The organism is Pseudomonas paraveronii, assembly GCF_963681955.1.
Taxonomy (GTDB): Bacteria; Pseudomonadota; Gammaproteobacteria; order Pseudomonadales; family Pseudomonadaceae; genus Aquipseudomonas; species Aquipseudomonas paraveronii.
On sequence record NZ_OY817130.1, the window covers coordinates 3467402 to 3488542 of the forward strand.

A 21141-nucleotide genomic window follows, 5' to 3' on the forward strand; every position below is an offset into this window, starting at 1 on the left:
TTTGTTAGATAGGACACATGTAACGTCATATGTCGTCGTACAACTGCGACTTTTATATCGGGCTCCCTACACGCTGTCAATCTGAAAGAATGCCGTTTATCTGGGCTTTTATACGGATACAGCGATGAGCATCAAAATCAAGTTATAGGATGACAAGCCCGAAATACCACGCTCGGGGCCTCACCGGGGACATCGTCAAGCACGCCCCAGCGTTGCATGCCAATCTTTTCAAGGACCCGAATCGACATCCTGTGATCAGGCCGCACCAAGCCGAACACTTCAGGCAAATCAAGGGTGTCGAACGCCTGCGCCAGCGCATCGCGGCCCAGTTCGGTGGCGTAGCCCTGCCCCCAGGCCTCGACGGCAAAGCGATAGCCCAGGTTGATGCGCTGCTGCGTCAGGTAATGCAGGGGCGCAATCCCCCCAAAGCCGATGATGTGCTGCGGCGCGTCCCGCAAGGCAATCGCCCGCCAACCGTAGCCCTGAGCGGCCCAGTGTTCGCGCCAGCGGTTCAGCAGGCGTTGCGCGTCTGCAAGGCAGGTCATGGGGCCGGCGGGATTGAACAGGTTGGTCTGCGGGTCGCCGAAGATCGCGAACAATCGCTGCACGTCTTCGGGTTGCGGTTGGCGATAGATCAGGCGGGAAGCGATGACAGGCATGGGGTTGACTCCCTTGGGAACTCATGAAGTTCAATGCATCTGCAAAAAAACGCAAATAGGGGTGAATTATTTGGTGTCCGCTTGTATCTCAACTGACAGAGCGGTGCCATCGTAGCGATGGCACCACCCCAGTTCAGTTTCAGAGTGGTCCGCATGAAATTACGTAAGAAAAGCGTCAAACCCATCGGGTTGAAAGACATCACCATCGTCGACGACGCCAAGGTACGCAAGGCGATCACCGCCGCTGCATTGGGCAACGCCATGGAATGGTTCGACTTCGGCGTGTACGGGTTTGTCGCCTATGTGCTCGGCAAGGTGTTCTTCCCGGACGCCTCCCCCAGCGTGCAAATGATCGCCGCACTGGGCACCTTTTCCGTACCCTTCCTGATCCGTCCCCTGGGCGGCCTGTTCTTTGGCTCGCTGGGCGACAAATACGGGCGGCAAAAAGTCCTGGCCGCGACCATTGTGATCATGTCCCTGAGCACCTTCGCCATCGGCTTGATTCCCGGCTATGCCTCGATCGGCATCTGGGCGCCGATCCTGCTGTTGCTGTGCAAGATGGCCCAAGGCTTCTCAGTGGGCGGTGAATACACCGGCGCCTCGATCTTCGTTGCCGAATACGCCCCGGACCGCAAGCGCGGGTTTCTCGGCAGTTGGCTGGACTTTGGCTCCATCGCCGGCTTCGTGCTCGGCGCCGGCGTGGTGGTGCTGATTTCCAGCGTATTGGGCGAAGCGGACTTCGAAGCATGGGGCTGGCGTCTGCCGTTCTTCCTGGCCCTGCCCCTGGGCCTTATCGGCCTGTACCTGCGCAATGCGCTGGAAGAAACGCCAGCGTTCCAACAGCACATGGACAAACTCGAACAAGGCGACCGCGAAGGCCTGACCCACGGCCCAAAAGTGTCGTTCAAGGAAGTCGCCACCCAGCACTGGCGCAGCCTGTTGACCTGTATCGGTATCGTCGCGGCCACCAACGTGACCTATTACATGCTGCTCACGTACATGCCGAGCTACCTGTCGCATAACCTGCATTACAAAGAAAACAGCGGCGTGCTGATCATCATCGCGATCATGGTCGGCATGCTGTTCGTGCAGCCGTTCATTGGTTTTATCAGCGATAAGATCGGCCGCAGACCCTTCATCATCGCTGGCAGCATCGGCCTGCTTTTCCTGTCGATCCCCGCGTTCATGCTGATTACCAGCGGCAAGATCGGCCTGATCTTCAGCGGCCTGCTCATCTTGGCCATCGTGCTCAACTTCTTTATCGGTGTGATGGCATCGACCCTGCCGGCGATGTTTCCCACGCACCTGCGCTACAGCGCCCTGGCCAGTGCGTTCAACGTCTCGGTGCTGATCGCCGGCGTGACCCCGACCGCAGTGGCCTGGTTGGTGGAAAGCACCAACGACCTGTACATGCCCGCCTACTACCTGATGGTGTTCGCCGTAGTCGGCCTGGTTACCGGCCTGACCATGAAGGAAACCGCGAACAAGCCCCTGCGCGGCGCCGCTCCGGCCGCTTCGGACATGGAAGAGGCCAAGGAACTGCTGCAGGAACACCACGACAATATCGAGCAGAAAATCGAAGACATCGATGCCGAAATTGCCGAGTTGGAAGCCAAGCGCAATAACCTTGTGCAGCAGCATCCACGGATCAACTGAAACCTGACCGTTCGGGGCGGCCGACACCGCTCCAACGGGACTCACCCCATCTAGATAGGACACATTTAACGTCACGTGTCATCGTACAATCGTACAATTGCGACTTTCATATCGAGCTTCGTACACGCTGTAAATCTGAAAGATTGCCGTTTATCTAAGTGTTATGCGGATACAGCGAAGAGCATGAAAATCACGTTATAGGACGACAAGCCCGAAACACCACGCTCGGCGCCTCGCCGGGGACATCGCCCAGCACGCCGCATACCCTTTCTGGGACGGGGCTCGAAAACACGTTCAGGAAGTACCTGTCTCGTAAAGGCGAATCTTCCGACATTAATCACCGATACCAATTCTTTACTCTTCGGACTTTCGCGTCTAGGAGTGAAAGGAATGGCTTCCAGCGTATTACCGAGCGTTTTCTTCGACCATAGTCGGCACACACTCATTGTTCGTGATATTGACGAGTCGCTCGACGTCCTGGCCTTCAAGGGCACAGAGGGCCTGAGCCAACTGTTCAACTATCTTGTGGAGTTCACCAGCACCGACGGCGACATTGCCGCCGAAAAGATGCTTGGCCAAAACGCCCGTTTCAGTCTGTACGGTGCACCGCAACCGCCGCGCATTCGGGGCCTGAGCGTACCCTCGATCAAACCGCTGCGTGTCTTGCACGGCGTGGTCACCGGCTTCAAGCGCCTGTCCGGCTCCGTTGATGAAGCCCGCTACGAAATCACTCTGCAACCGCGCCTGGCCCTGCTTGGGCGAGGCCGCCAGTTCCGCATTTATCAACACCAATCTGTCCCGCAGATCGTCGAAAGCATCCTGCGCAGCCGCCACGACTTTGAAGGCCAGGACTTCCTCTTCAAGCTGGTGCGCGAATACCCCAGGCGCGAACAGGTCATGCAATATGGCGAAAGCGACCTGGCCTTTATCTCGCGCTTATTGGCCGATGTGGGCATCTGGTATCGCTTCACCCACGATGAGCGGTTGAACATCGACGTGGTGGAATTTCACGACGACCAGCGTCATTACACATTCGATGTCGAGTTGGCCTACCTCCCGCAATCCGGGCTTAGCAGCAGCGGAAAAGACAGCACGTGGGGCCTGCAATCGAGCCACCAGGTGGTGGAAAAGCGCGTCAACATCCGCACCTACAATCACCGCGTGGCCAACGCGCATCTAAATGGCGAGATCGACCAGACCCGTGGCGCCAGCGGTACCTACGGCGAGGCTTTTCACTACGCCGAGGCCTATACGGGGATGGGCGACCGATACGCCCATGACGAAGACCTGCAAAGTGAAAGTGGCTACTTCTATGCCCGGCTGCGTCACGAGCGTTACCTCAACGGCCAGACGCGACTCAGCGGCGTCAGCAGCAGCGCCACCCTGGCGCCCGGCCAAGTCCTGAACATCTCTGGCGGCGCGCCGCAGGCCTTTGCTCCCGGCGCGGTGATCACGCAACTGACCACCCACGCCGCCCGTGATCGCAGTTTTGAAATCAACTTTGAAGCCATTCCGTACTCGGAAACCGTGTGCTTTCGCCCAGAGTTGAAGGAAAAACCGCAAATCGCCGGCAGCATTCCGGCCCGTGTTACCAGCCCACAAGCCCATGATCCCTATGGCCACATCGACATCGAAGGCCGCTACAAGGTCAATTTCCTGTTCGACCGCGACACCTGGAAACCCGGCGAAGAAAGCCTCTGGCTCCGCCTGGCCAGGCCCTACGCCGGCGACACGCACGGCTTGCACCTGCCGCTGATTCCCGGCACCGAAGTGGCCATCGCCTTTGAACAAGGCGACCCCGACCGGCCCTACATCGCCCATGCCCTGCACGACAGCCAGCATCCTGACCATGTGACCTTGCGCAACTACAAACGCAACGTCTTGCGCACCCCCGCCAATAACAAATTACGCATGGACGACACGCGAGGGCAAGAACACGTGAAGCTCAGTACTGAGCACAGTGGTAAGAGCCAGCTCAACCTGGGGCATTTGGTTGATGCTAAGCGCCAACCGCGAGGCCAGGGCGCGGAGTTGCGGACCGATGGGCATGCCGCCATTCGTGCCGGTAGTGGGATCTTGATCAGTGCCGACGCACAACCCAAGGCTCAGGGACACATGCTGGAAATGAGCGCCGCGCTGGGTCGGTTGCAACAGGCGAGTGATCAGTTGGAAGGATTATCGACCGATGCCCAGGCCGCCAACGCAGATCCAGCGGATGTGCAAGCGCAACTGAAATTGATGCGAGAGCAGCTCGATCAACTCAAGGCCTCGGTCGTATTGCTCAGCGCCCCCCAAGGCGTTGCCGTAACCAGCGGCCAGCACCTGCAATTGGCCGCTCAGGACAACCTGATGATCAACGCCGGAGCCGAGGCGGATATCAGTGTGGTAAAGCGCCTGTTCATCGGCGTGGGACAAGGGGTAAGCCTGTTCGTGCGCAAGCTGGGCATCCAATTGATTGCCAACCAGGGCCCGGTAAAGATCCAGGCACAAAACGACGCGCTGCAACTGATGGCCCGCCAGGGTCTGGAGATCATCAGCAGCGAAGATGAAATCCGTATCGTCGCGAAGAAGAAAATCACCCTGAATGCCGGTGGCAGCTACATCACCCTCGATGCGAGCAGCATCGAGTCAGGGACCCTGGGCGACTACCTGATCAAATCGGCGTACTTCGAAGCCCTCGGTCCAGCCAGCCAGAAAGCCGCAGATCCGGAGTACCCACAAAGCCTGTTCAAACAAGCGTTGCGGTTCAACGTGCCGCAAACCCCCAATGCCCCTGATCAAGGCTGGGCAGGCATGCCCTACACGCTCTACGCCGATGGTGCAGTGCTCAATCACGGCGTATTGGACAAGTCCGGGCAAGTGTCGATCGACCACGCGGTCGTGACGCAGCAGTACCGAATTGTGTTGGCCAACGGGGTGAGCTACCAGATCCCGGTGCCTACTGACTATCGCAATGCCGAACAAGCACACCTGGCCAATGGCGGCATGCACAACCACCTCTCGCGAGCCGACACCGAGGTGAGCCAACCCACATCGCACACGGATCACCGTGCCCTGTATGCCGCCGTGATCAATGACCAGGAAGGGAAAACTTCATGACTGAACCCGATATCGTCGCCCCCGTCGCCCTGCAACACACCCAGCAGGTGACCTGCTCCGCGCCCTGGTACGTGCAGAACACCGAGTACCCTCCTGCGAAAGCCACCTATCAGCCGCTGATCAACGGTGAAGAAGCCTTCGAGGCCGTGCATCTGGCTATCGCCCAAGCCACTAAAACCATCGACATCATCTGCTGGGGGTTTCAACCGTCGATGTACTTTATCCGCGATGGCAGTGCCCCAAGCATTGGCGAACTGCTGATGGCCAAAGCCGGGAAAGGGATCGAGGTTCGGGTGCTCGGTTGGGAGATGCCGTTCAATGCTGCGGGCGCAGGGGGCGAGGCCAACCTGCCCGGTAAAGGACCGCTTCGTATCGAGGATCGGGCGATGCAGAGCTCCACCGCTGACCAATATGCCGAAGATCGGAAATGGTTTTCCCGATGTGCATTCGCCGATCACTTGGCGCCCGCGATCCGAGTGGCTCGTAATGTGCCAGTGTTTGTCGGCCGCGGTTTCAGCATGTATGAACGGGCTGAAATTGCCTATCAGGCCAAATACAAAAGCCTCGACCCACAGCTCAGCCTCAGCACGTTGGGCGTGCTGGTCAGCACTGCGACCCACCATCAGAAGACCGTCCTGATCGACTATGAACAGACAGACCGCGCCGTTGGTTTTGTCATGGGCCACAACATGCTCGACGAGTACTGGGACACCGACAAGCACTCAGCACTGAACCGCACCGAGGGCAGCAAGCCTGCACCCAATCGCGGGCCGCGTGGCAACACACCACGCCAGGATATTTCCAGCCAGATCAGCGGGCCGATTCTGGAGCACCTGCACCATAACTTCGCCACCGCCTGGCGCAAGGAAACCGGCGAAGACCTGCTCGCATCGCGCAAAGCGATGGCGGTGGCCCCCCAACTGCAATGCGCCCCCGGCGTCACCCGCCAGCTGGCCCAAATCGTGCGTACCCAGGCACAAGACGGCAAGCGCGATATCGAAAAGATCTACCTGAAGGCGGTCAACAACGCGACCCAATTCATCTACATCGAGAACCAGTACTTTCGCTGGCCGCCGTTGGCGGAAGCCATCAAGACGGCGGCAGCGAAACAAACGCGCGCAGGGCGCGATCCAGGCCTGCATGGCAATTTACATCTGTTTGTAATCACCAATGCCAGCCCAGACGGCGTGGGTCCGGGGAGCTTGAACACCCAGCGCATGCTCGAAAGCCTCGGACGCGGCGATACCATTCCTGAAATCACCAAGTTGCAGCGCATTGAACGGGCGAAAGCCCAAGCCAACGCGCAGACGCCGACCTTGGCTGAACTGCTTGAGCGACAAGCCTTGCTCACGTTGACCAGCCTGACCGACGCACTGGGGGGTGACGCGATAAGCGATAAGGCCCGTGAAGCCCAACGGGACGCCGCCAGAAACAATGCGTCTCGACAGAGAGCTCTCAAAGCCCAGATCGCGGCGATTGAGCAAAGCACGCTTGAACCAGAGTCGCGCCCAGGCCTGAAAATCCACGTGTGCTCGCTGGTCGCGCCTGATTCGCCGGCGGGGCAGCAGTGGATGCCGGTGTACATCCATTCCAAGTTGATGATCGTCAATGACGTGTTCACCACCCACGGCTCGGCGAATATCAACACGCGCAGCATGCAGGTGGATAGCGAGCTGAACATTGCGCATGAGTGGATGAGTGTGACGCGGGCGTTGCGGCGCAGGTTGTGGGATCTGCATACGGATGGGAGGGGGGCGCAGGATGATCCGAAGGAGGCGTTCGATGCTTGGACGGGCATCATCAAAAAAAACAAAGATCTCCAGGCAGATAAGAAAACAGGAGTGCCCTGGGCCCCACTTGTCAAATTTCACTACGGCGAAAAGATCGTGAAGGACCTTGACTGATGCGCAGACTCCTATTGCTGATAAGCCTGCTGCTGGCTGCCTGCGATAACGGCAGCGCCCCTACTCACCCTACTCAGGACCCTGCCGTGAACCCACTGACCGAGATTAAAGCCAAGCTGGCCTTTACCTGTGTACACGAGCAAATTCCTTCGCCGTCCGCCGAGGCCGATGAGCTGTTCCAATACGCTCGCTGGCTCCAGAAAAACAACCTGCTCAAGCAGGACAAAAGCGTCGACGCCGAGATCGAGCGCCTGTACCGGATTGCTGCCGAGAATGGCCATTACAAAGCCAACATCAACCTGCAAAACGGCACCATGCGCGGCCACTTCACGCTCAGTGGTGCCGAACACCTGCGCCTGAGTCAGCAACTGATCGACGTGAACGTGGCAACGGGATATTACTTTATCGGCGTTTTCCTAAAGAACGGTTCTGCCGGACTGAAGCAGGATACGGCTATGTCATTGCGCTATTTTCGCAAGGCGGCCGATCAGGGCAGTGCCCACGCTCAGTACTCTGTGGGTGACAAGCTGGCACCGAGCGACATGGCCCCAGAGGTCGCCCGCCAGATGCGCCGTTGCGCCGCCGAGCAGGGACATGGTGATGCGGCTTCCGACCTGGGTATCAATCTTCAAGGACTGGGCCAGTACCAGAGCGCACTTGAGGCATTCCAATTGGGAGTGGCTGCGGGAGATGACACCTCGGCATCTTTTTTGAGTAAAGGCTTCCTTGGTCCTCCTTCTACCGATGGACTGTACTACCTCGGCCAACAGAAAGACCTCGAACGTGCTGACCGCTATAAAAAAATCTGGAGCCTGCTAGCGGACTACTCCTACGCCAACCCCAAAGTCCCCGAAATCAACGACATCCTCCCCTTACCTCCCGCCAAACTCCCCGCCTGGGACGGCAAACTGCAATGGCTGGAAGCACGCCTGGCTAATGTCCCGCCAAAAAAGCCCAGCGAAGCGCTGATCCAGCAGTTGGCCAAAGCCAAACTCCTTGAACCTGCAACCGGCAGACCCACGCCCGACTCCCCCGCGTTCATCAAGGCCAGCTACCCCGAACCGACCTGCACCAGCGGCCAGGCCTGCCCCCAGACTGGCTATTGGCGGGCATTCAGCCTGAGTCGCGATGTTTACGCGCGGTTCAACGATGGCGTGATCCGCCGTTTTGAGAAGAACGAGATCATGCCCACCCTGCAGGTTGAGAGTCACAAGCCGCGTTTTTTGCTGCCCGACATCATCACAGTCAATGAGGAAAGCATCGAATGGCGGCTGTTGGGGTGAGGCATCTTTCGCGTCGGCGACAAGACAACCGGCGGCGGTACGGCTCTATCGGTCGCGTCGACATGATTAGGGTGGAAAGATCGTGAAGGACCTTGACTGATGCGCAGACTCCTATTGCTGACAAGCCTGCTGCTGGCTGCCTGCGATAGCGGCAGCGCCCCTACTCACCCGACCCAGGACACTTTCGTGAACCCACTGACCGAGATCAAAGCCAAGCTGGCCTTTACCTGTGTACACGAGCAAATTCCTTCGCCGTCCGCCGAGGCCGATGAGCTGTTTCAATACGCTCGCTGGCTCCAGAAAAACAACCTGCTCAAGCAGGACAAAAGCGTCGACGCCGAGATCGAGCGCCTGTACCGGATTGCTGCCGAGAATGGCCATTACAAAGCCAACATCAACCTGCAAAACGGCACCATGCGCGGCCACTTCACGCTCAGTGGCGACGAACACCTGCGCCTGAGCCAGCAACTGATCGACGCGAATGTGGCGACGGGGTACTACTTTATCGGCCTCTTTCTGAAAAGCGGCTCGGCTGGGCTGAAGCAGGATACGGCCATGTCATTGCGTTACTTTCGTAAGGCCGCCTATCAGGGCAGCGCGCAAGCCCAGTACGAAGTGGGGGACATACTGGCGCCAATCAACATTGCTCCGAACATTGCCCGGCAGATGCGCCGATGCTCGGCCGAACAGGGCCATGGTAAGGCCGCCAGGGCGCTAGGAGTTGACCTGTCGACAGATGGACACTATCAGGAGGCCCTTGAGGCATTTCAACTTGGGTTAATTGCAGGTGACAGCACCTCCGCGTCCTTTCTGAGTAAAGGCTTTCTCGGCCCCAAGTCGGATGATCGTTTGTACTACCTCGGCCAGCAGGAAGACCTTGAGCGCGCCGAACGCTATGAGAAAATCTGGCGAATTCTCGCAAACTACTCCTATGCCGCCCCCAAAGTCCCCGAAATCAACGAAATCCTCCCCCTACCCCCCGCCAAACTCCCCGCCTGGGACGGCAAACTGCAATGGCTGGAAGCACGCCTGGCTAATGTCCCGCCAAAAAAGCCCAGCGAAGCGCTGATCCAGCAGTTGGCCAAAGCCAAACTCCTTGAACCTGCAACCGGCAGACCCACGCCCTCCTCTCCCGCGGCTGTTGGGATGAGGTTCCATGCCTCGAATCAACTAAGGCCACCCGCCCACACTTGAGCCAGGTACCGGGATATTGGGCGCGCCGCGCCTCAAACGCTCATTTTCCCCGCAAGGCTGCCGATAGCCTGTCATCACCCTGACAAGCGGCGACGCCCTGCGAGAATCAATGCCAAATACCCTCGCCCCGATCATTCGCAACCTTTCCCAGCGCACCAGCCTGTCGATGGCGCGCACGTCGCTGTTCCAGTGCGTCGCGCTGCTCGCCTGCGTGTTTGCAGCAGCCAGTTATTCACTGGTGTACCTCGCCCACGAGCTGGACCGATTCGAAGACAGCGAAAGCGCCTTCTACACGCGCAAGGCGGTGCAATCCCTGGAAAAATCCCAGCGCATGACCGTCAAGGATTACGCGTTCTGGGGCGATGCCTACAAACACCTGCACATTAACGTGGACACGGATTGGGCCTATGCTCGCGACAACGTCGGCTCCACGCTGTTCCATGATTTCGGTTTTCAAGGCGTGTTTGTCGTCAACGACCTGGACCGCACGGTGTACGCGGTGGTCGAGGGCAAGATGCAACCGATCGAGCTCTCCGAATGGCTCGACCAGCCCATCACGGCGATGCTCGAACAAGCACGCGCAAGCGCTGCTGAGGACGCACCGATCACGAGGTTCATTAACGTGCGCGGCAACCCCACACTGGTGGCGGCAGCGGCGTTAACGCCAGGCACTGACCCCACCGTGATAGCGGATGGCCGAAAGGCCTCGGTATTGCTCTTCATCGACATCCTCAACAGCGCCAAGCTGACCGAAATCGGCAACGATTTTGGCGTCGATCACCTGCACATCGCCAAACCCGATGAAATCGGCCAAACCTTGTTGTTTGCCCTGGGTGATAACGGCGCGGCCGGCAGCCTGCATTGGCGCCCCGAACGGCCCGGTGTGCGGCTGATGGTTGTCGGCTTGCCGTTGCTGGGCCTGGCGGCGTTGCTGGTGTGCCTGATGACCTGGCTGATTGTGCGCCGTACCACGGCGGACGCCCAAGCCCTCGATACCACCCACACCTCGCTGCAAGACAGTCAAAACGCGTTGGCCACCAGCGAAGCGCGCTTTCGCGATGTGGTGGAAGCCAGTTCGGACTGGGTCTGGGAAATAGACGACCAGTTGCGTTTTACCTACCTGTCGGAACGCTTCGAAAGCGTCACGGGCCTGGACCGCCAGGCCTGGATCGACGCCCCCCTGCACGACCTGCTGGACATCGATGCCGATGCCCTTTCACAGTGGCTGACCACGCCCGGGCGGCTCGCGGACATCAGCATTCAGTGTCGCTACGTCGACGCCCAGGGGCGGGAGCGCACCACCCGGCTGTCGGCGCGCGGGATGCCCTGCGGCGGGTTTCGCGGGACCGCCACCGATGTGACCGAAGAAGTCGAAGCGCGGCGCCGCATCGAGTTCCTGTCCCTGCACGACGCCCTCACCGGGCTGCCCAATCGCACGCGCCTGCAAGCGTTTCTGGACGGAAAACTCAAAGCGTTGCCCACCCTGGAGCACCCTTTGGTCATGCTCAGCCTGGACCTGGACCGGTTCAAGCCGGTCAATGACTTGCTCGGGCATGCGGCCGGCGACCGTGTGCTCAATGAGGTATCGAGCCGCCTCTCCGATTGCGTGCGCCACGGTGACCTGGTCGCCCGCGTCGGCGGCGATGAATTTGTGCTGATCCTCATCGACGCCGGCGCCCAGGACGAAGTCGAAGCCCTGTGCCGGCGCTTGATCGAGTCTGTCGAACGGGTGATCCGAGTCGACGAGCAGGACGTGTTCATCAGCGCCAGTATCGGCATTGCCCTCGCGCCCAATGACGCCAACGGGGCCGCCGAGTTACTGCGCTACGCCGATATCGCCCTGTACGAAGCCAAGGCGGCCGGGCGCAATACCTGGCGTTTTTATTCCGGCGAAATGAACGCGCGGATCATCGAACGGCGCCGCCTGGAAAGCGACCTGCGGTTTGCGATCAAGCACGCAGAATTGCGCCTGCACTTCCAACCGCGCTATCGCATCAGCGACGGGCAAATGGTCGGCGCCGAAGCGCTGGTGCGCTGGCAACACCCGGAGCGTGGCCTGATCGCACCGGACACGTTCATTCCGATTGCCGAAGAGTCGGGGTTGATCCTCTCGCTGAGCGACTGGGTGCTTGAAACCGCCTGCGCGTGCGCCGCGCAGTGGCCGGACCAGCTTTTTGTGTCGGTAAACCTGTCGCCCACCGAATTCAAGCGCGGCAACCTGGTCGAGCGTGTGCGGCAAGCCCTGCACAAATCAGGCATCGAGCCGACGCGCATGGAGCTGGAAATCACCGAAAGCGTGATGCTCGACGATGCCGTCCGCGCGCTTGAGGTCATGCACACCCTCAAGCACCTGGGTATCCGCATCGCCATGGATGACTTCGGCACCGGCTACTCATCCTTAAGCTACTTGCGCGCGTTCCCGTTCGACGGGTTGAAAATCGACCGCAGCTTCTTGAACCGGCTGGAGGACAGCGCCGATGACAAGGCGATTATTCAGGCCATTGTCGGCTTGGGACGCGCCCTGTCGCTGACGGTAACGGCAGAAGGGATTGAAACCGCCGAACACCTGGCACTGCTCAAGGCTGTGGCTTGTGACGAAGGTCAAGGCTATTTCCTCAGCCGACCGCTGGACATCGACGCCTTCAACAGCCTGCTGGACGTGTACGCGAGCACCCCGCCGTGTTAACGCTCGACGAGCCTGGCGCTAGCGAAAGAATTGACTCGGCGTCTTGCCAAACTGCTTCTTGAACATACTGGTAAAAGCGCTGGGGCTTTCATAGCCCAGCTCAAACGCCACATCGATGATTTTTTCCCCCACCGCTATCCGCTCCAGCGCCAGCAGCAACCGCGCTTGCTGGCGCCACTGGCCGAAAGTCAGCCCGGTTTCGCGGCGGAACAGGCGCTGGATGGTGGTCTGGTCCAGGCCCAGGCGCTCACTCCAATCCGCCACGGTCGAGGCATCGCCCGGGTCATCCTGCAACGCCAGGCAAATCCGGCGGATGCGCGGGTCTGCAGGCTGGGGAAGGGACAGCGGCAAGGCCGGCAACAGGGCGAGTTCGTCGAGGATCAGGTGCATGATCCGCGCGTCCCGCGAATCTTCGGCATACGGCGGCTTCAAGCTGACCGAGGCCTTGATCAGTTCACTGAGCAGCGGTGAAATGCTGACGGCCTTGGTTTCGCTCGGCAGGTTCGGAAAACTCGCGGGGCGCACAAATACACTGCGCATTTTCAGCGCGCCGACACAGCGCAGGGAATGCACGTGCCCGCAGGGCATCCAGAAGCCGCGATTGGGCGGCACCGTCCACTGATTTTGCGCCGAATGCACCACCATCACGCCTTCGGTGGCGTACAGCAGTTGATGCTTCTCGTGGCTGTGCTCGGGGATCACCCAGTTATCGGCATAGTCGGTGGCCGAACTGATGACGGCCCATTCGCCCTCGTCGATATCCCGCAGAAATTTATCCAGTGTTTTGATGGCTTCGCCCTTTTTGCGATGTTTGCTGCCCGAATTTCGTGAGACAGGCATTTTCGGCAAATCTAGCATAAACACCGAGTTCATCCATGGAGCGGCGGTTTAAATCATCGCTGCCCGCCTCCCCGTCGTTCACTGCCTTGTATGGAATGCCTGCATGTCGACCTTGACCGCGTCTCCCGCCGCCGCCTCCAGCCCGCCCCACGTCAGCCCCTTGGTCATGCGCGTTCTCGGCGCCTGCGCCCTGGCGCATTTGATCAATGACCTGATCCAGGCCGTGCTGCCCTCGATCTACCCAATGCTCAAGGCCAACTATGGACTGAGCTTCACCCAGGTCGGCCTGATCACCCTGGCCTTCCAACTGACCGCTTCCCTGCTGCAACCGTGGATCGGCTACCACACCGACCGCCACCCCAAGCCCTGGCTGCTGCCGGCGGGCATGGTGTGTACCTTGATCGGCATCCTGATGCTGGCGTTTGTCGGCACGTTCCCGGCGATTTTGCTGGCGTCGGCGCTGATCGGCGTCGGCTCATCGACCTTCCACCCGGAAACGTCACGGGTGGCGCGCCTGGCTTCCGGCGGGCGCTACGGCCTGGCGCAATCGACCTTCCAGGTCGGCGGCAACGCCGGCAGCGCGTTCGGCCCGCTGTTGGCGGCGGCGATCGTGATTCCCTATGGTCAAGGGCAGATCGCCTGGTTCGGCCTGTTTGCGGTGTTCGCGATCCTGGTGCTGTATGGCTTGAGCCGCTGGTACCGCAACCACCTCAACCTGTTCAAGCTCAAGCAAGGCAGCAAAGCCACCCACGGCCTGTCGAAAAGCCGTGTGACCTTCGCCCTGGCGGTGCTGGCCGTGCTGGTGTTTTCCAAGTACTTCTACATGTCCAGCCTGACCAGCTATTTCACCTTCTATCTGATCGAGAAATTCAACCTGTCGGTCGCCAGTTCCCAGCTCTACCTGTTCCTGTTCCTCGGCGCAGTGGCCGCAGGCACCTTCTTTGGCGGGCCAATCGGCGACCGGATCGGGCGCAAGACCGTCATCTGGTTCTCCATCCTTGGTGCAGCGCCGTTCACCCTGGCGCTGCCCTATGTCGACCTGTTCTGGACCGCAATGCTCAGCGTGGTGATCGGTTTCATCCTGGCCTCGGCGTTCTCGGCCATCGTCGTCTTCGCCCAGGAGCTGGTGCCGGGCAATGTCGGGATGATTGCCGGCGTGTTCTTTGGCCTGATGTTCGGTTTCAGCGGTATCGGCGCCGCATTGCTGGGGTTGCTCGCGGACAGCCATGGCATCGAGTACGTCTATAAGCTGTGCTCGTTCCTGCCGCTGGTGGGGGTTCTGACGATCCTGTTGCCCTCGACCAAGGGCGTTTGATCGATTGAGCCTGCCACGAGTGTGACGGTATTCGGCGGGCAGATCGCACGGGGCCGGCTCCTACAGTTAGCGTTTGAGGAGGTCGGCTCCCTTTAGGTCATTCTGGAGCCGAGCACCCCATAGGCCAGAGTGCGCCAAGCGCACAGTGCGTAGACACGCAAAAGCTCATTCGTCCCGCAACCCATTGACGACGATATACAGCAGCGGCCCCACCGAAACGAACAGCGCCGTCAGCACCCAGTAAGGCAGCACCGAAACCACCGAACGCCCTCGCCGCCGGGCATCGCGGTACATCCACACACAGGCCAGCAGCGCCATCAGGTACAGGTCGATCACTACTTGCGCGGTGTCCGGCTGCGACAGCAGTTGCCGTCCAAACTCCAGCAGCGACTGCTGCGCGGTCAGCATCGTCATCAGCGTATACAGCGAAAACCCGAGCAAAGCGGCCAGGGCGATATAGGGTCTGTGCATGGTCTCTTCCTTGAAGTGATCGAGGCCCACGATAGTGATAAGGTTCAGCCCCTCGCAATGACCTCGGAGGTCATGGTCACGCATGGACAACCCTGTTACCGCCGGCGAACACTTGCGCCGGCTACGCCGACAGGCGCATTTGAGCCAGCTCGACCTGGCCCTGATCACCGGTGTTTCGCAGCGCCATCTCAGTTGCCTGGAAACCGGCCGCGCCAAGCCGAGCGCCGGCACCTTGCACAATCTGCTGACCGCGCTGCAGGCGCCCCTCGACCAGTGCAACCGCGTATTCCTCGCCGCCGGCTTCGCCCCGCGTTATACCGCCACCCCCCTCGCCTCGCCGGCCATGTCGGCGATTCGCGAAGCCGTCAGCCATGTGCTGCACGCCAACAACCCCGCGCCGGCGATTCTGCTCGGCAGTGAGTGGCAAGTGCTGGCGGCCAACACCAGCACCGCCGCGCTCTTTGGGTTGGTCGGGATCAACCCGGACGCGGCCGATGGTGTGAACCTGCTGAGCACTTTGCTGCAATCGGGCGGCCTGGGCGATCACCTGATCAACGCCGAGGAGATCCGCACTCTCGCCTGGCAACGGGCAACCCGCGAGGCCTTGGCCAACCCGTCGTTGGCGGCGCTGTTGGTCAGCCTGCCGGTACCCGCCCATGCCGAGTTGCCCAGCGATATGCCGCCACTGGTGTTGACCCGTGTGCGCTCAACATTGGGCGAGCTGAACTTTTTATCGACCTTCACCACCTTCGGCATGCCCCAGGACATTACCCTCGCCTCGCTGCGGATCGAGCATCTGATTCCCGCCGACGACTTCACGTGGCAGGTCATGCGCCGCGCTTTCGAAGATTATTCGCCGCTGGTTTTGTGAAATATCTGTCCGTAGACTGCCGCCATACCCCCACTTGAAGGCGGCGAAAAAAACGTGATGCAAGTTACCGAAGTCTCCATTGCCCAATTGCGCGCGGCGCTTGAGTCCGGCCAGACCACGGCCGTTGAACTGGTCCAGGCTTACCTGGCGCGGATTGACGCCTATGACGGTGCGCAGACCGCGACCGCGCTGAATGCCGTGGTGGTGCGCAACCCCGCAGCCCTGGAAGAAGCCCAGGCGTCGGATGCCCGCCGGGCCAAGGGCGCAACACTCGGACCACTGGATGGCATTCCCTATACCGCCAAGGACAGTTACCTGGTCAAGGGCCTCACGGCGGCGTCCGGCAGCCCGGCGTTCGCCAAGCTGATTGCCCATCGCGACGCCTTCACCATCGAACGGCTGCGGGCCGGTGGCGCCATCTGCCTGGGCAAGACCAACATGCCGCCGATGGCCAATGGCGGCATGCAGCGTGGCGTGTATGGCCGCGCGGAAAGCCCGTATAACGCCGCCTACCTGACGGCACCGTTTGCCTCCGGTTCGTCCAACGGCGCCGGCACCGCGACTGCCGCGAGCTTCGCGGCATTCGGCCTGGCGGAAGAAACCTGGTCGAGCGGGCGTGGCCCGGCGTCGAACAATGGCCTGTGTGCCTACACCCCGTCCCCCGGGGTGATTTCGGTGCGCGGCAACTGGCCGCTGACCCCGACCATGGACGTGGTGGTGCCTTACGCACGCACCATGGCCGACCTGCTGGAAGTACTCGACGTGGTGGTCGCCGAAGACCCCGACACCCGTGGCGACCTGTGGCGCCTACAGCCTTGGGTGCCGATCCCCAGCGTCGCCTCGGTGCGCCCGGTTTCTTACGCTGAACTGGCCGCGACAGCCGCATCCCTCGCGGGCAAACGCTTTGGCGTACCGCGCATGTACATCAACGCCGACCCCGACGCCGGCACCAGTGAGAAACCCGGCATCGGTGGCCCGACCGGGCAAAAAATCATCACCCGCGCCAGTGTCATCGCCCTGTGGCAAGCCGCCCGCCAGGCCCTCGAAGCCGCCGGGGCCGAAGTCATCGAGGTGGATTTCCCGCTGGTGTCCAACTGCGAAGGCGACCGTCCCGGCGCGCCGACGGTGTTTACCCGTGGCCTGGTGTCCAAGGAATTCCTGCACGATGAGTTGTGGGAACTGTCCGCGTGGGCCTTCGATGATTTCTTGCGCGCCAATAACGACCCGAACCTGAACCGCCTGGCGGATGTCGACGGGCCGAAGATTTTCCCCCATGACCCTGGCACCTTGCCCAACCGCGAGGACGAACTGGCCGCCGGCATGGACGAATACGTGCGCATGGCCCAACGCGGGATCACCCCGTGGGACCAGATCAGCACCCTGCCCGACGGCTTGCGCGGCCTCGAACAGACCCGGCGTATCGACCTGGAAGACTGGATGGATAAGCTCGGCCTCGACGCGGTGATTTTCCCTACCGTGGCCGACGTCGGCCCTGCCGATGCCGATGTGAATGAAGCATCCGCCGATATCGCCTGGAGCAATGGCGTGTGGGTAGCCAACGGCAACCTTGCCATTCGCCATCTGGGCGTGCCGACCGTTACCGTGCCGATGGGCGTGATGGCGGATATCGGCATGCCGGTCGGGCTGACCTTTGCCGGGCGTGCCTACGATGACTCTACACTGCTGCGACTGGCGTCGGCGTATGAGGCCACCGGCAGCAAACGCCTGATTCCGCCGCGTACACCGGCGCTCGCGCCACGCTGACGCGCGGTCCAGATGTGGGAGCCACAGCTCCCACATGGTTGCGCAGGCTACTCAGGCACCGAGAGGCACGGCAATCAACAGGATCGCCGTGCCATGGGCAAGCGTCGCGGCCAACACACCATGACGCATGCGCAACAATGCGCAGGCCAGCCCCTCGATCAGGGTAAACAGCAACACCGGCCAGCCCAGTTGGGTGACGCTCAGGGCCAGGAAGGCATGGCAGGCCGCGAACGCCACGCCGCTGATCAAGGCCGCCCGCAGCGGCGTCAGTTGTTGCTCCAGATACCCCTGCAGATAACCGCGAAACAACACCTCTTCCAACGCATTGGCGCCGTAGGCCAATACCACCATGCCTGGCAGCCACACCCAGTAGTCGTGGATCGCTTGCGTATCCACTCCCTGGTAAAGCCGCAGCGGCACGCCGATCAGGCAGCCCACCGCCAACCCCGTCGCCAGTCCGACGGCGCAATCGCCTTTGGACCACAGGACCAACCGCGACAAATCCGGCGCCACCCACGCCAGCCCGGCAACCAGCAACAGCGACAGACCGCCCAGCGCCGCCAGCACAAAGGCATTGGCGGTGAATGCAATCTGCACGTCGTCACTGAGCGACCACATGCGCAACGGCGTCATCGCATCGCGCATCAGCACAAACGCCGCCAACAGAATCAGGATGCGCATCGCCGTCATCGACCTGGGGGTGAGCGCGAACCACGCGCCGAACAGCAGCAGGCCTGGCGTCAAATGCACGCCGTAGTCGATCAGTACCGCCATGCCTTGGGTGATCATAAGCAGTCGTTTCGACGCTGCCACTCATCCACCATGTCGCCTAGGGTTTTGGCCGTGTCGTTGCGAATCCAGGCCATGAATGCGCGGTCGAACTTGAACCTCGGGCCGCAGTGTTCAAGCATGAAACGGCGCACGTTCTGGGTGTTTTTGTAGTGAGGGGTGATCGGGGTGCTGCGGGTGATGGGGTCGCTGTGCCAATTAAATTCCATTTTTTCTCACAAGGCGGTTTGTTGTTTTCGCCGTAGCATAGCGATGTGCCAGTTATGCAGGAAGTACCGGATAGCGTCACCACGCCACCACCTTGCGTACCGCCACCAACGCCTCGTGCAGCGCCGTCATGCCCACCGAACCCAGCGCCAGGCGCAGTGCATGGGGCACATGTGCGCCGACGGCAAACGGTTCGGCGGTGGACACGGCGACATTTTCGCGCTGCAAGGTCATTGCGATCTGATCGGCGCGGGCATCCTCCTCCAAGGGTAACCAGAGAAAATACGACGAGGGATGGCTGATGTACGCCAGCCCCTTCAGCACCTGCGCCGCCAATGCCTGCCTCGCCTGGGCATCCTGGCGTTTTTGTGCTTCCAACTGGGCGACCGTGCCGTCGTCGAGCCAGGCCACTGCAATCGCGCTCATCACCCCCGGCACATTCCAGGTCGTGGCCATGATGCTGCGCTCCAGAGCCTTCACCCAAGCCGCCGGGGCTGACACAAAGCCGACCCGCAGGCCGGTGGCGACGCTTTTGGAAAGGCCGCCGACATACACCGTGCGTTCCGGTGCGAGTGTCGCCAAAGGCGGTGGCGCATGTTCTGCCAGAAACGCGTAGGCGGCGTCCTCGATGATCATCAGATTGTGCTGACGGGCGATGGCCACCAGCTGTTCGCGCTGCTCCAGGCCCATTACCCAGCCCAGCGGGTTATGCAGGGTCGGCATGCTGTACACCGCACGCACCGGACGCTGGCGACACAGGCTGTGCAGATGATCGAGGTCCGGGCCGCTGGCGGTGACTGCGATCGGCAGCATTTCCAGGTGCAGGGTCTCCGCCAGCACCTTGAACCCCGAATACGTCAACGCGTCGACGGCGATTACATCCCCCGGTTTGAGCAGCGCCATCAGCGTCACGGCCAACCCATGTTGCGCGCCGCTGACCACCAGCACTTGGTCGGCCTCGACCGTCAGCCCTCGACTCAGCAGATGGCGCGCCACCGCCGCACGCTCATGCTGGCGCCCGGCATGGGGCTGGTAGCGCAACAACGCCTCCAGATCCCCCGACAGCGCCAGTTGACGCAACGCCGTGCGCAGCAGATCGGCCTGACCCGGCAATGACGGGTAGTTGAAATTCAGATCCAGCATGCCCGGCGCCACGCTCATCTGCCCACTGCCCTGCCCCGGCGGCAGGGAAATCTCGCGCACGAAAGTGCCGCGACCGGTCTCACCACTGACCAAGCCCATGGCCGCCAGCTCGGCATACACCCGGCTGGCGGTGACCAGCGCCAGGCCATGGCGCGCGGCCAGTTGTCGATGGGTGGGCAGGCGGGCGCCGGGCGATAGCCTGCCGCTGCGGATGTCCTCGGCAAAGGTGTCGACCAGGGTTTTGTAACGGGCGCGGGGCATCGGCGATGTATCCATGACAATTTTTTGATTGTCTTAATCTTCATGCCTAGCATGGCCCGCACGCAACTTCTCCTTTTTCGGGCCATCTTCATGGAACAGACCTCACCGCTCAATCCCCTGGCCAACAGCACCCAGGGCTGGATCAATGGTTTTATCGGCGTGGTGATTTTCAGCGGTTCGCTGCCGGCGACGCGCCTGGCGGTGATGGAATTCGAGCCGGTGTTCCTCACCCTGCTGCGCGCCACCCTGGCCGGCGGGCTGGCACTGTGCCTATTGTGGTTATTCAAGGAAAAGCGCCCAGCGCGCGCGCAATGGATGCCCCTGGCCATCGTTGCCCTTGGCGTGGTCATCGGTTTTCCCTTGCTGACGGCGCTGGCCCTGCAATATGTGACCTCCGCGCACTCCATCGTATTCATCGGTCTGCTACCGCTGGCCACCGCAGTCTTCGGCGTACTGCGCGGCGGCGAGCGGCCACGCCCGGTGTTCTGGCTGTTTTCGATCCTGGGCAGTGCGCTGGTGATGGGCTATGCCATCGCCCAGGGCCTGAGCGCCGCCCCGGCCAGTGACCTGCTGATGCTGTTGGCGGTGCTGGTGTGCGGCCTGGGCTATGCCGAGGGCGCCAAGCAGTCGCGCAGCCTGGGCGGCTGGCAAGTGATCTGCTGGGCGCTGGTGGTGTCGTTGCCGGTGGCGCTGCCGTTGAGCCTGATGCTCGCGCCGCCGACCTTCACCGGCATCAGCCTGCCGGCATGGCTGAGCCTGGGCTATGTGGCGCTGTTCAGCATGTTGATCGGGTTTGTGTTCTGGTACCGCGGGCTGGCGCAGGGCGGCATCGCCGCGGTCGGCCAGTTGCAGCTACTGCAACCGTTCTTCGGCCTGGCGCTGGCGGCGGGCCTGCTGCATGAGCAGGTCAGCCTGGGCATGGTGTTGGTGACGGTCGCGGTGATCGGCTGCGTGGCCGGGGCCAAGCGGTTTGCGCGCTAGCGTCTGCTGCGATGGCAT

16 protein-coding genes are annotated in these 21141 nt (G+C 61.2%); 10 read left to right on the forward strand and 6 right to left on the reverse strand.

Translation table 11 applies throughout. The features are described from left to right. Positions 1–137 precede the first annotated feature (137 nt). Positions 138–659, reverse strand: coding sequence for a GNAT family N-acetyltransferase (locus U5A08_RS15930; protein ID WP_321847390.1), 522 nt, complete (start codon positions 657–659; stop codon positions 138–140). Positions 660–812: 153 nt separating this feature from the next. Here U5A08_RS15930 and proP point away from each other — a divergent pair, with 153 nt between their 5' ends. The 6 genes from proP to U5A08_RS15960 all read left to right on the forward strand — a co-directional run bounded on the left by proP (position 813) and on the right by U5A08_RS15960 (position 12481). Continuing rightward, complete coding sequence (proP, locus tag U5A08_RS15935) at positions 813–2315, forward strand: glycine betaine/L-proline transporter ProP (protein WP_253396278.1); 1503 nt, start codon at positions 813–815, stop codon at positions 2313–2315. A 390-nt stretch (positions 2316–2705) separates the two neighbouring features. Then, complete coding sequence (locus tag U5A08_RS15940; protein WP_253396279.1) at positions 2706–5414, forward strand: type VI secretion system Vgr family protein; 2709 nt, start codon at positions 2706–2708, stop codon at positions 5412–5414. Then, positions 5411–7318, forward strand: coding sequence for a phospholipase D-like domain-containing protein (locus U5A08_RS15945; RefSeq protein WP_321847391.1), 1908 nt, complete (start codon positions 5411–5413; stop codon positions 7316–7318). Before U5A08_RS15940 ends, U5A08_RS15945 begins: the two co-directional genes overlap by 4 nt. Next, positions 7318–8601: an SEL1-like repeat protein gene (locus U5A08_RS15950; RefSeq protein ID WP_253396283.1), complete on the forward strand. Its 1284-nt coding sequence runs from the start codon at positions 7318–7320 to the stop codon at positions 8599–8601. The genes U5A08_RS15945 and U5A08_RS15950 overlap by 1 nt, the downstream gene beginning before the upstream one ends. 99 nt (positions 8602–8700) lie before the next feature. Next, positions 8701–9795 carry an SEL1-like repeat protein gene (locus U5A08_RS15955; RefSeq protein WP_321847392.1) on the forward strand — a complete coding sequence of 365 codons (1095 nt, stop codon included), beginning with the start codon at positions 8701–8703 and terminating at the stop codon, positions 9793–9795. Positions 9796–9904: 109 nt separating this feature from the next. Beyond that, positions 9905–12481 carry a bifunctional diguanylate cyclase/phosphodiesterase gene (locus U5A08_RS15960; RefSeq protein WP_253396287.1) on the forward strand — a complete coding sequence of 859 codons (2577 nt, stop codon included), beginning with the start codon at positions 9905–9907 and terminating at the stop codon, positions 12479–12481. 18 nt (positions 12482–12499) lie between these two features. Here U5A08_RS15960 and U5A08_RS15965 read toward each other — a convergent pair whose 3' ends face one another. Continuing rightward, positions 12500–13321: an AraC family transcriptional regulator gene (locus U5A08_RS15965; RefSeq protein WP_253396289.1), complete on the reverse strand. Its 822-nt coding sequence runs from the start codon at positions 13319–13321 to the stop codon at positions 12500–12502. Positions 13322–13424: 103 nt separating this feature from the next. On the opposite strand from U5A08_RS15965, the gene U5A08_RS15970 reads away from it, so the two are divergent. Continuing rightward, positions 13425–14636: an MFS transporter gene (locus tag U5A08_RS15970; RefSeq protein WP_253396292.1), complete on the forward strand. Its 1212-nt coding sequence runs from the start codon at positions 13425–13427 to the stop codon at positions 14634–14636. A gap of 165 nt (positions 14637–14801) precedes the next feature. Here U5A08_RS15970 and U5A08_RS15975 read toward each other — a convergent pair whose 3' ends face one another. Further along, the gene (locus U5A08_RS15975) at positions 14802–15107 is read right to left on the reverse strand and encodes a DUF2834 domain-containing protein (RefSeq protein WP_253396294.1); all 306 of its coding nucleotides are present in this window, start codon (positions 15105–15107) and stop codon (positions 14802–14804) included. 82 nt (positions 15108–15189) lie between these two features. On the opposite strand from U5A08_RS15975, the gene U5A08_RS15980 reads away from it, so the two are divergent. Together U5A08_RS15980 and U5A08_RS15985 are read left to right on the forward strand one after the other, a co-directional pair. Continuing rightward, entirely contained in the window at positions 15190–15978 is a 789-nt protein-coding gene (locus U5A08_RS15980; RefSeq protein WP_321847393.1) for a helix-turn-helix domain-containing protein, read from the forward strand. Between the two features lie 54 nt (positions 15979–16032). Continuing rightward, on the forward strand, positions 16033–17742 hold the full coding sequence (locus tag U5A08_RS15985; protein WP_321847394.1) for an amidase: 1710 nt from the start codon (positions 16033–16035) through the stop codon (positions 17740–17742). A 51-nt stretch (positions 17743–17793) separates the two neighbouring features. On the opposite strand, the gene U5A08_RS15990 is transcribed toward U5A08_RS15985, so the two are convergent. The 3 genes from U5A08_RS15990 to U5A08_RS16000 form a co-directional block, all read right to left on the reverse strand. After that, positions 17794–18531 (reverse strand): CPBP family intramembrane glutamic endopeptidase, encoded by a 738-nt coding sequence (locus tag U5A08_RS15990; protein ID WP_321847395.1) that lies wholly within the window; start codon positions 18529–18531, stop codon positions 17794–17796. Further along, positions 18528–18740: a DUF6434 domain-containing protein gene (locus U5A08_RS15995; RefSeq protein WP_253396302.1), complete on the reverse strand. Its 213-nt coding sequence runs from the start codon at positions 18738–18740 to the stop codon at positions 18528–18530. The genes U5A08_RS15990 and U5A08_RS15995 overlap by 4 nt, the downstream gene beginning before the upstream one ends. 76 nt (positions 18741–18816) lie before the next feature. Beyond that, on the reverse strand, positions 18817–20142 hold the full coding sequence (locus U5A08_RS16000; protein ID WP_321847396.1) for an aminotransferase-like domain-containing protein: 1326 nt from the start codon (positions 20140–20142) through the stop codon (positions 18817–18819). A 90-nt stretch (positions 20143–20232) separates the two neighbouring features. Here U5A08_RS16000 and U5A08_RS16005 point away from each other — a divergent pair, with 90 nt between their 5' ends. Then, positions 20233–21123 (forward strand): DMT family transporter, encoded by an 891-nt coding sequence (locus U5A08_RS16005; protein WP_321847397.1) that lies wholly within the window; start codon positions 20233–20235, stop codon positions 21121–21123. Positions 21124–21141 lie beyond the last annotated feature (18 nt).

Coding starts and splice junctions, on each gene's coding strand:
- U5A08_RS16005 (WP_321847397.1), top strand. CDS start 20,233: ATGGAACAGACCTCACCGCTCAATCCCCTGGCCAACAGCACCCAGGGC.
- U5A08_RS15950 (WP_253396283.1), top strand. CDS start 7,318: ATGCGCAGACTCCTATTGCTGATAAGCCTGCTGCTGGCTGCCTGCGAT.
- U5A08_RS15930 (WP_321847390.1), bottom strand. CDS start 659: ATGCCTGTCATCGCTTCCCGCCTGATCTATCGCCAACCGCAACCCGAA.
- U5A08_RS15980 (WP_321847393.1), top strand. CDS start 15,190: ATGGACAACCCTGTTACCGCCGGCGAACACTTGCGCCGGCTACGCCGA.
- U5A08_RS15975 (WP_253396294.1), bottom strand. CDS start 15,107: ATGCACAGACCCTATATCGCCCTGGCCGCTTTGCTCGGGTTTTCGCTG.
- U5A08_RS15970 (WP_253396292.1), top strand. CDS start 13,425: ATGTCGACCTTGACCGCGTCTCCCGCCGCCGCCTCCAGCCCGCCCCAC.
- U5A08_RS15990 (WP_321847395.1), bottom strand. CDS start 18,531: ATGATCACCCAAGGCATGGCGGTACTGATCGACTACGGCGTGCATTTG.
- U5A08_RS15940 (WP_253396279.1), top strand. CDS start 2,706: ATGGCTTCCAGCGTATTACCGAGCGTTTTCTTCGACCATAGTCGGCAC.
- U5A08_RS16000 (WP_321847396.1), bottom strand. CDS start 20,142: ATGCCCCGCGCCCGTTACAAAACCCTGGTCGACACCTTTGCCGAGGAC.
- U5A08_RS15955 (WP_321847392.1), top strand. CDS start 8,701: ATGCGCAGACTCCTATTGCTGACAAGCCTGCTGCTGGCTGCCTGCGAT.
- U5A08_RS15995 (WP_253396302.1), bottom strand. CDS start 18,740: ATGGAATTTAATTGGCACAGCGACCCCATCACCCGCAGCACCCCGATC.
- U5A08_RS15960 (WP_253396287.1), top strand. CDS start 9,905: ATGCCAAATACCCTCGCCCCGATCATTCGCAACCTTTCCCAGCGCACC.
- U5A08_RS15945 (WP_321847391.1), top strand. CDS start 5,411: ATGACTGAACCCGATATCGTCGCCCCCGTCGCCCTGCAACACACCCAG.
- proP (WP_253396278.1), top strand. CDS start 813: ATGAAATTACGTAAGAAAAGCGTCAAACCCATCGGGTTGAAAGACATC.
- U5A08_RS15965 (WP_253396289.1), bottom strand. CDS start 13,321: ATGCCTGTCTCACGAAATTCGGGCAGCAAACATCGCAAAAAGGGCGAA.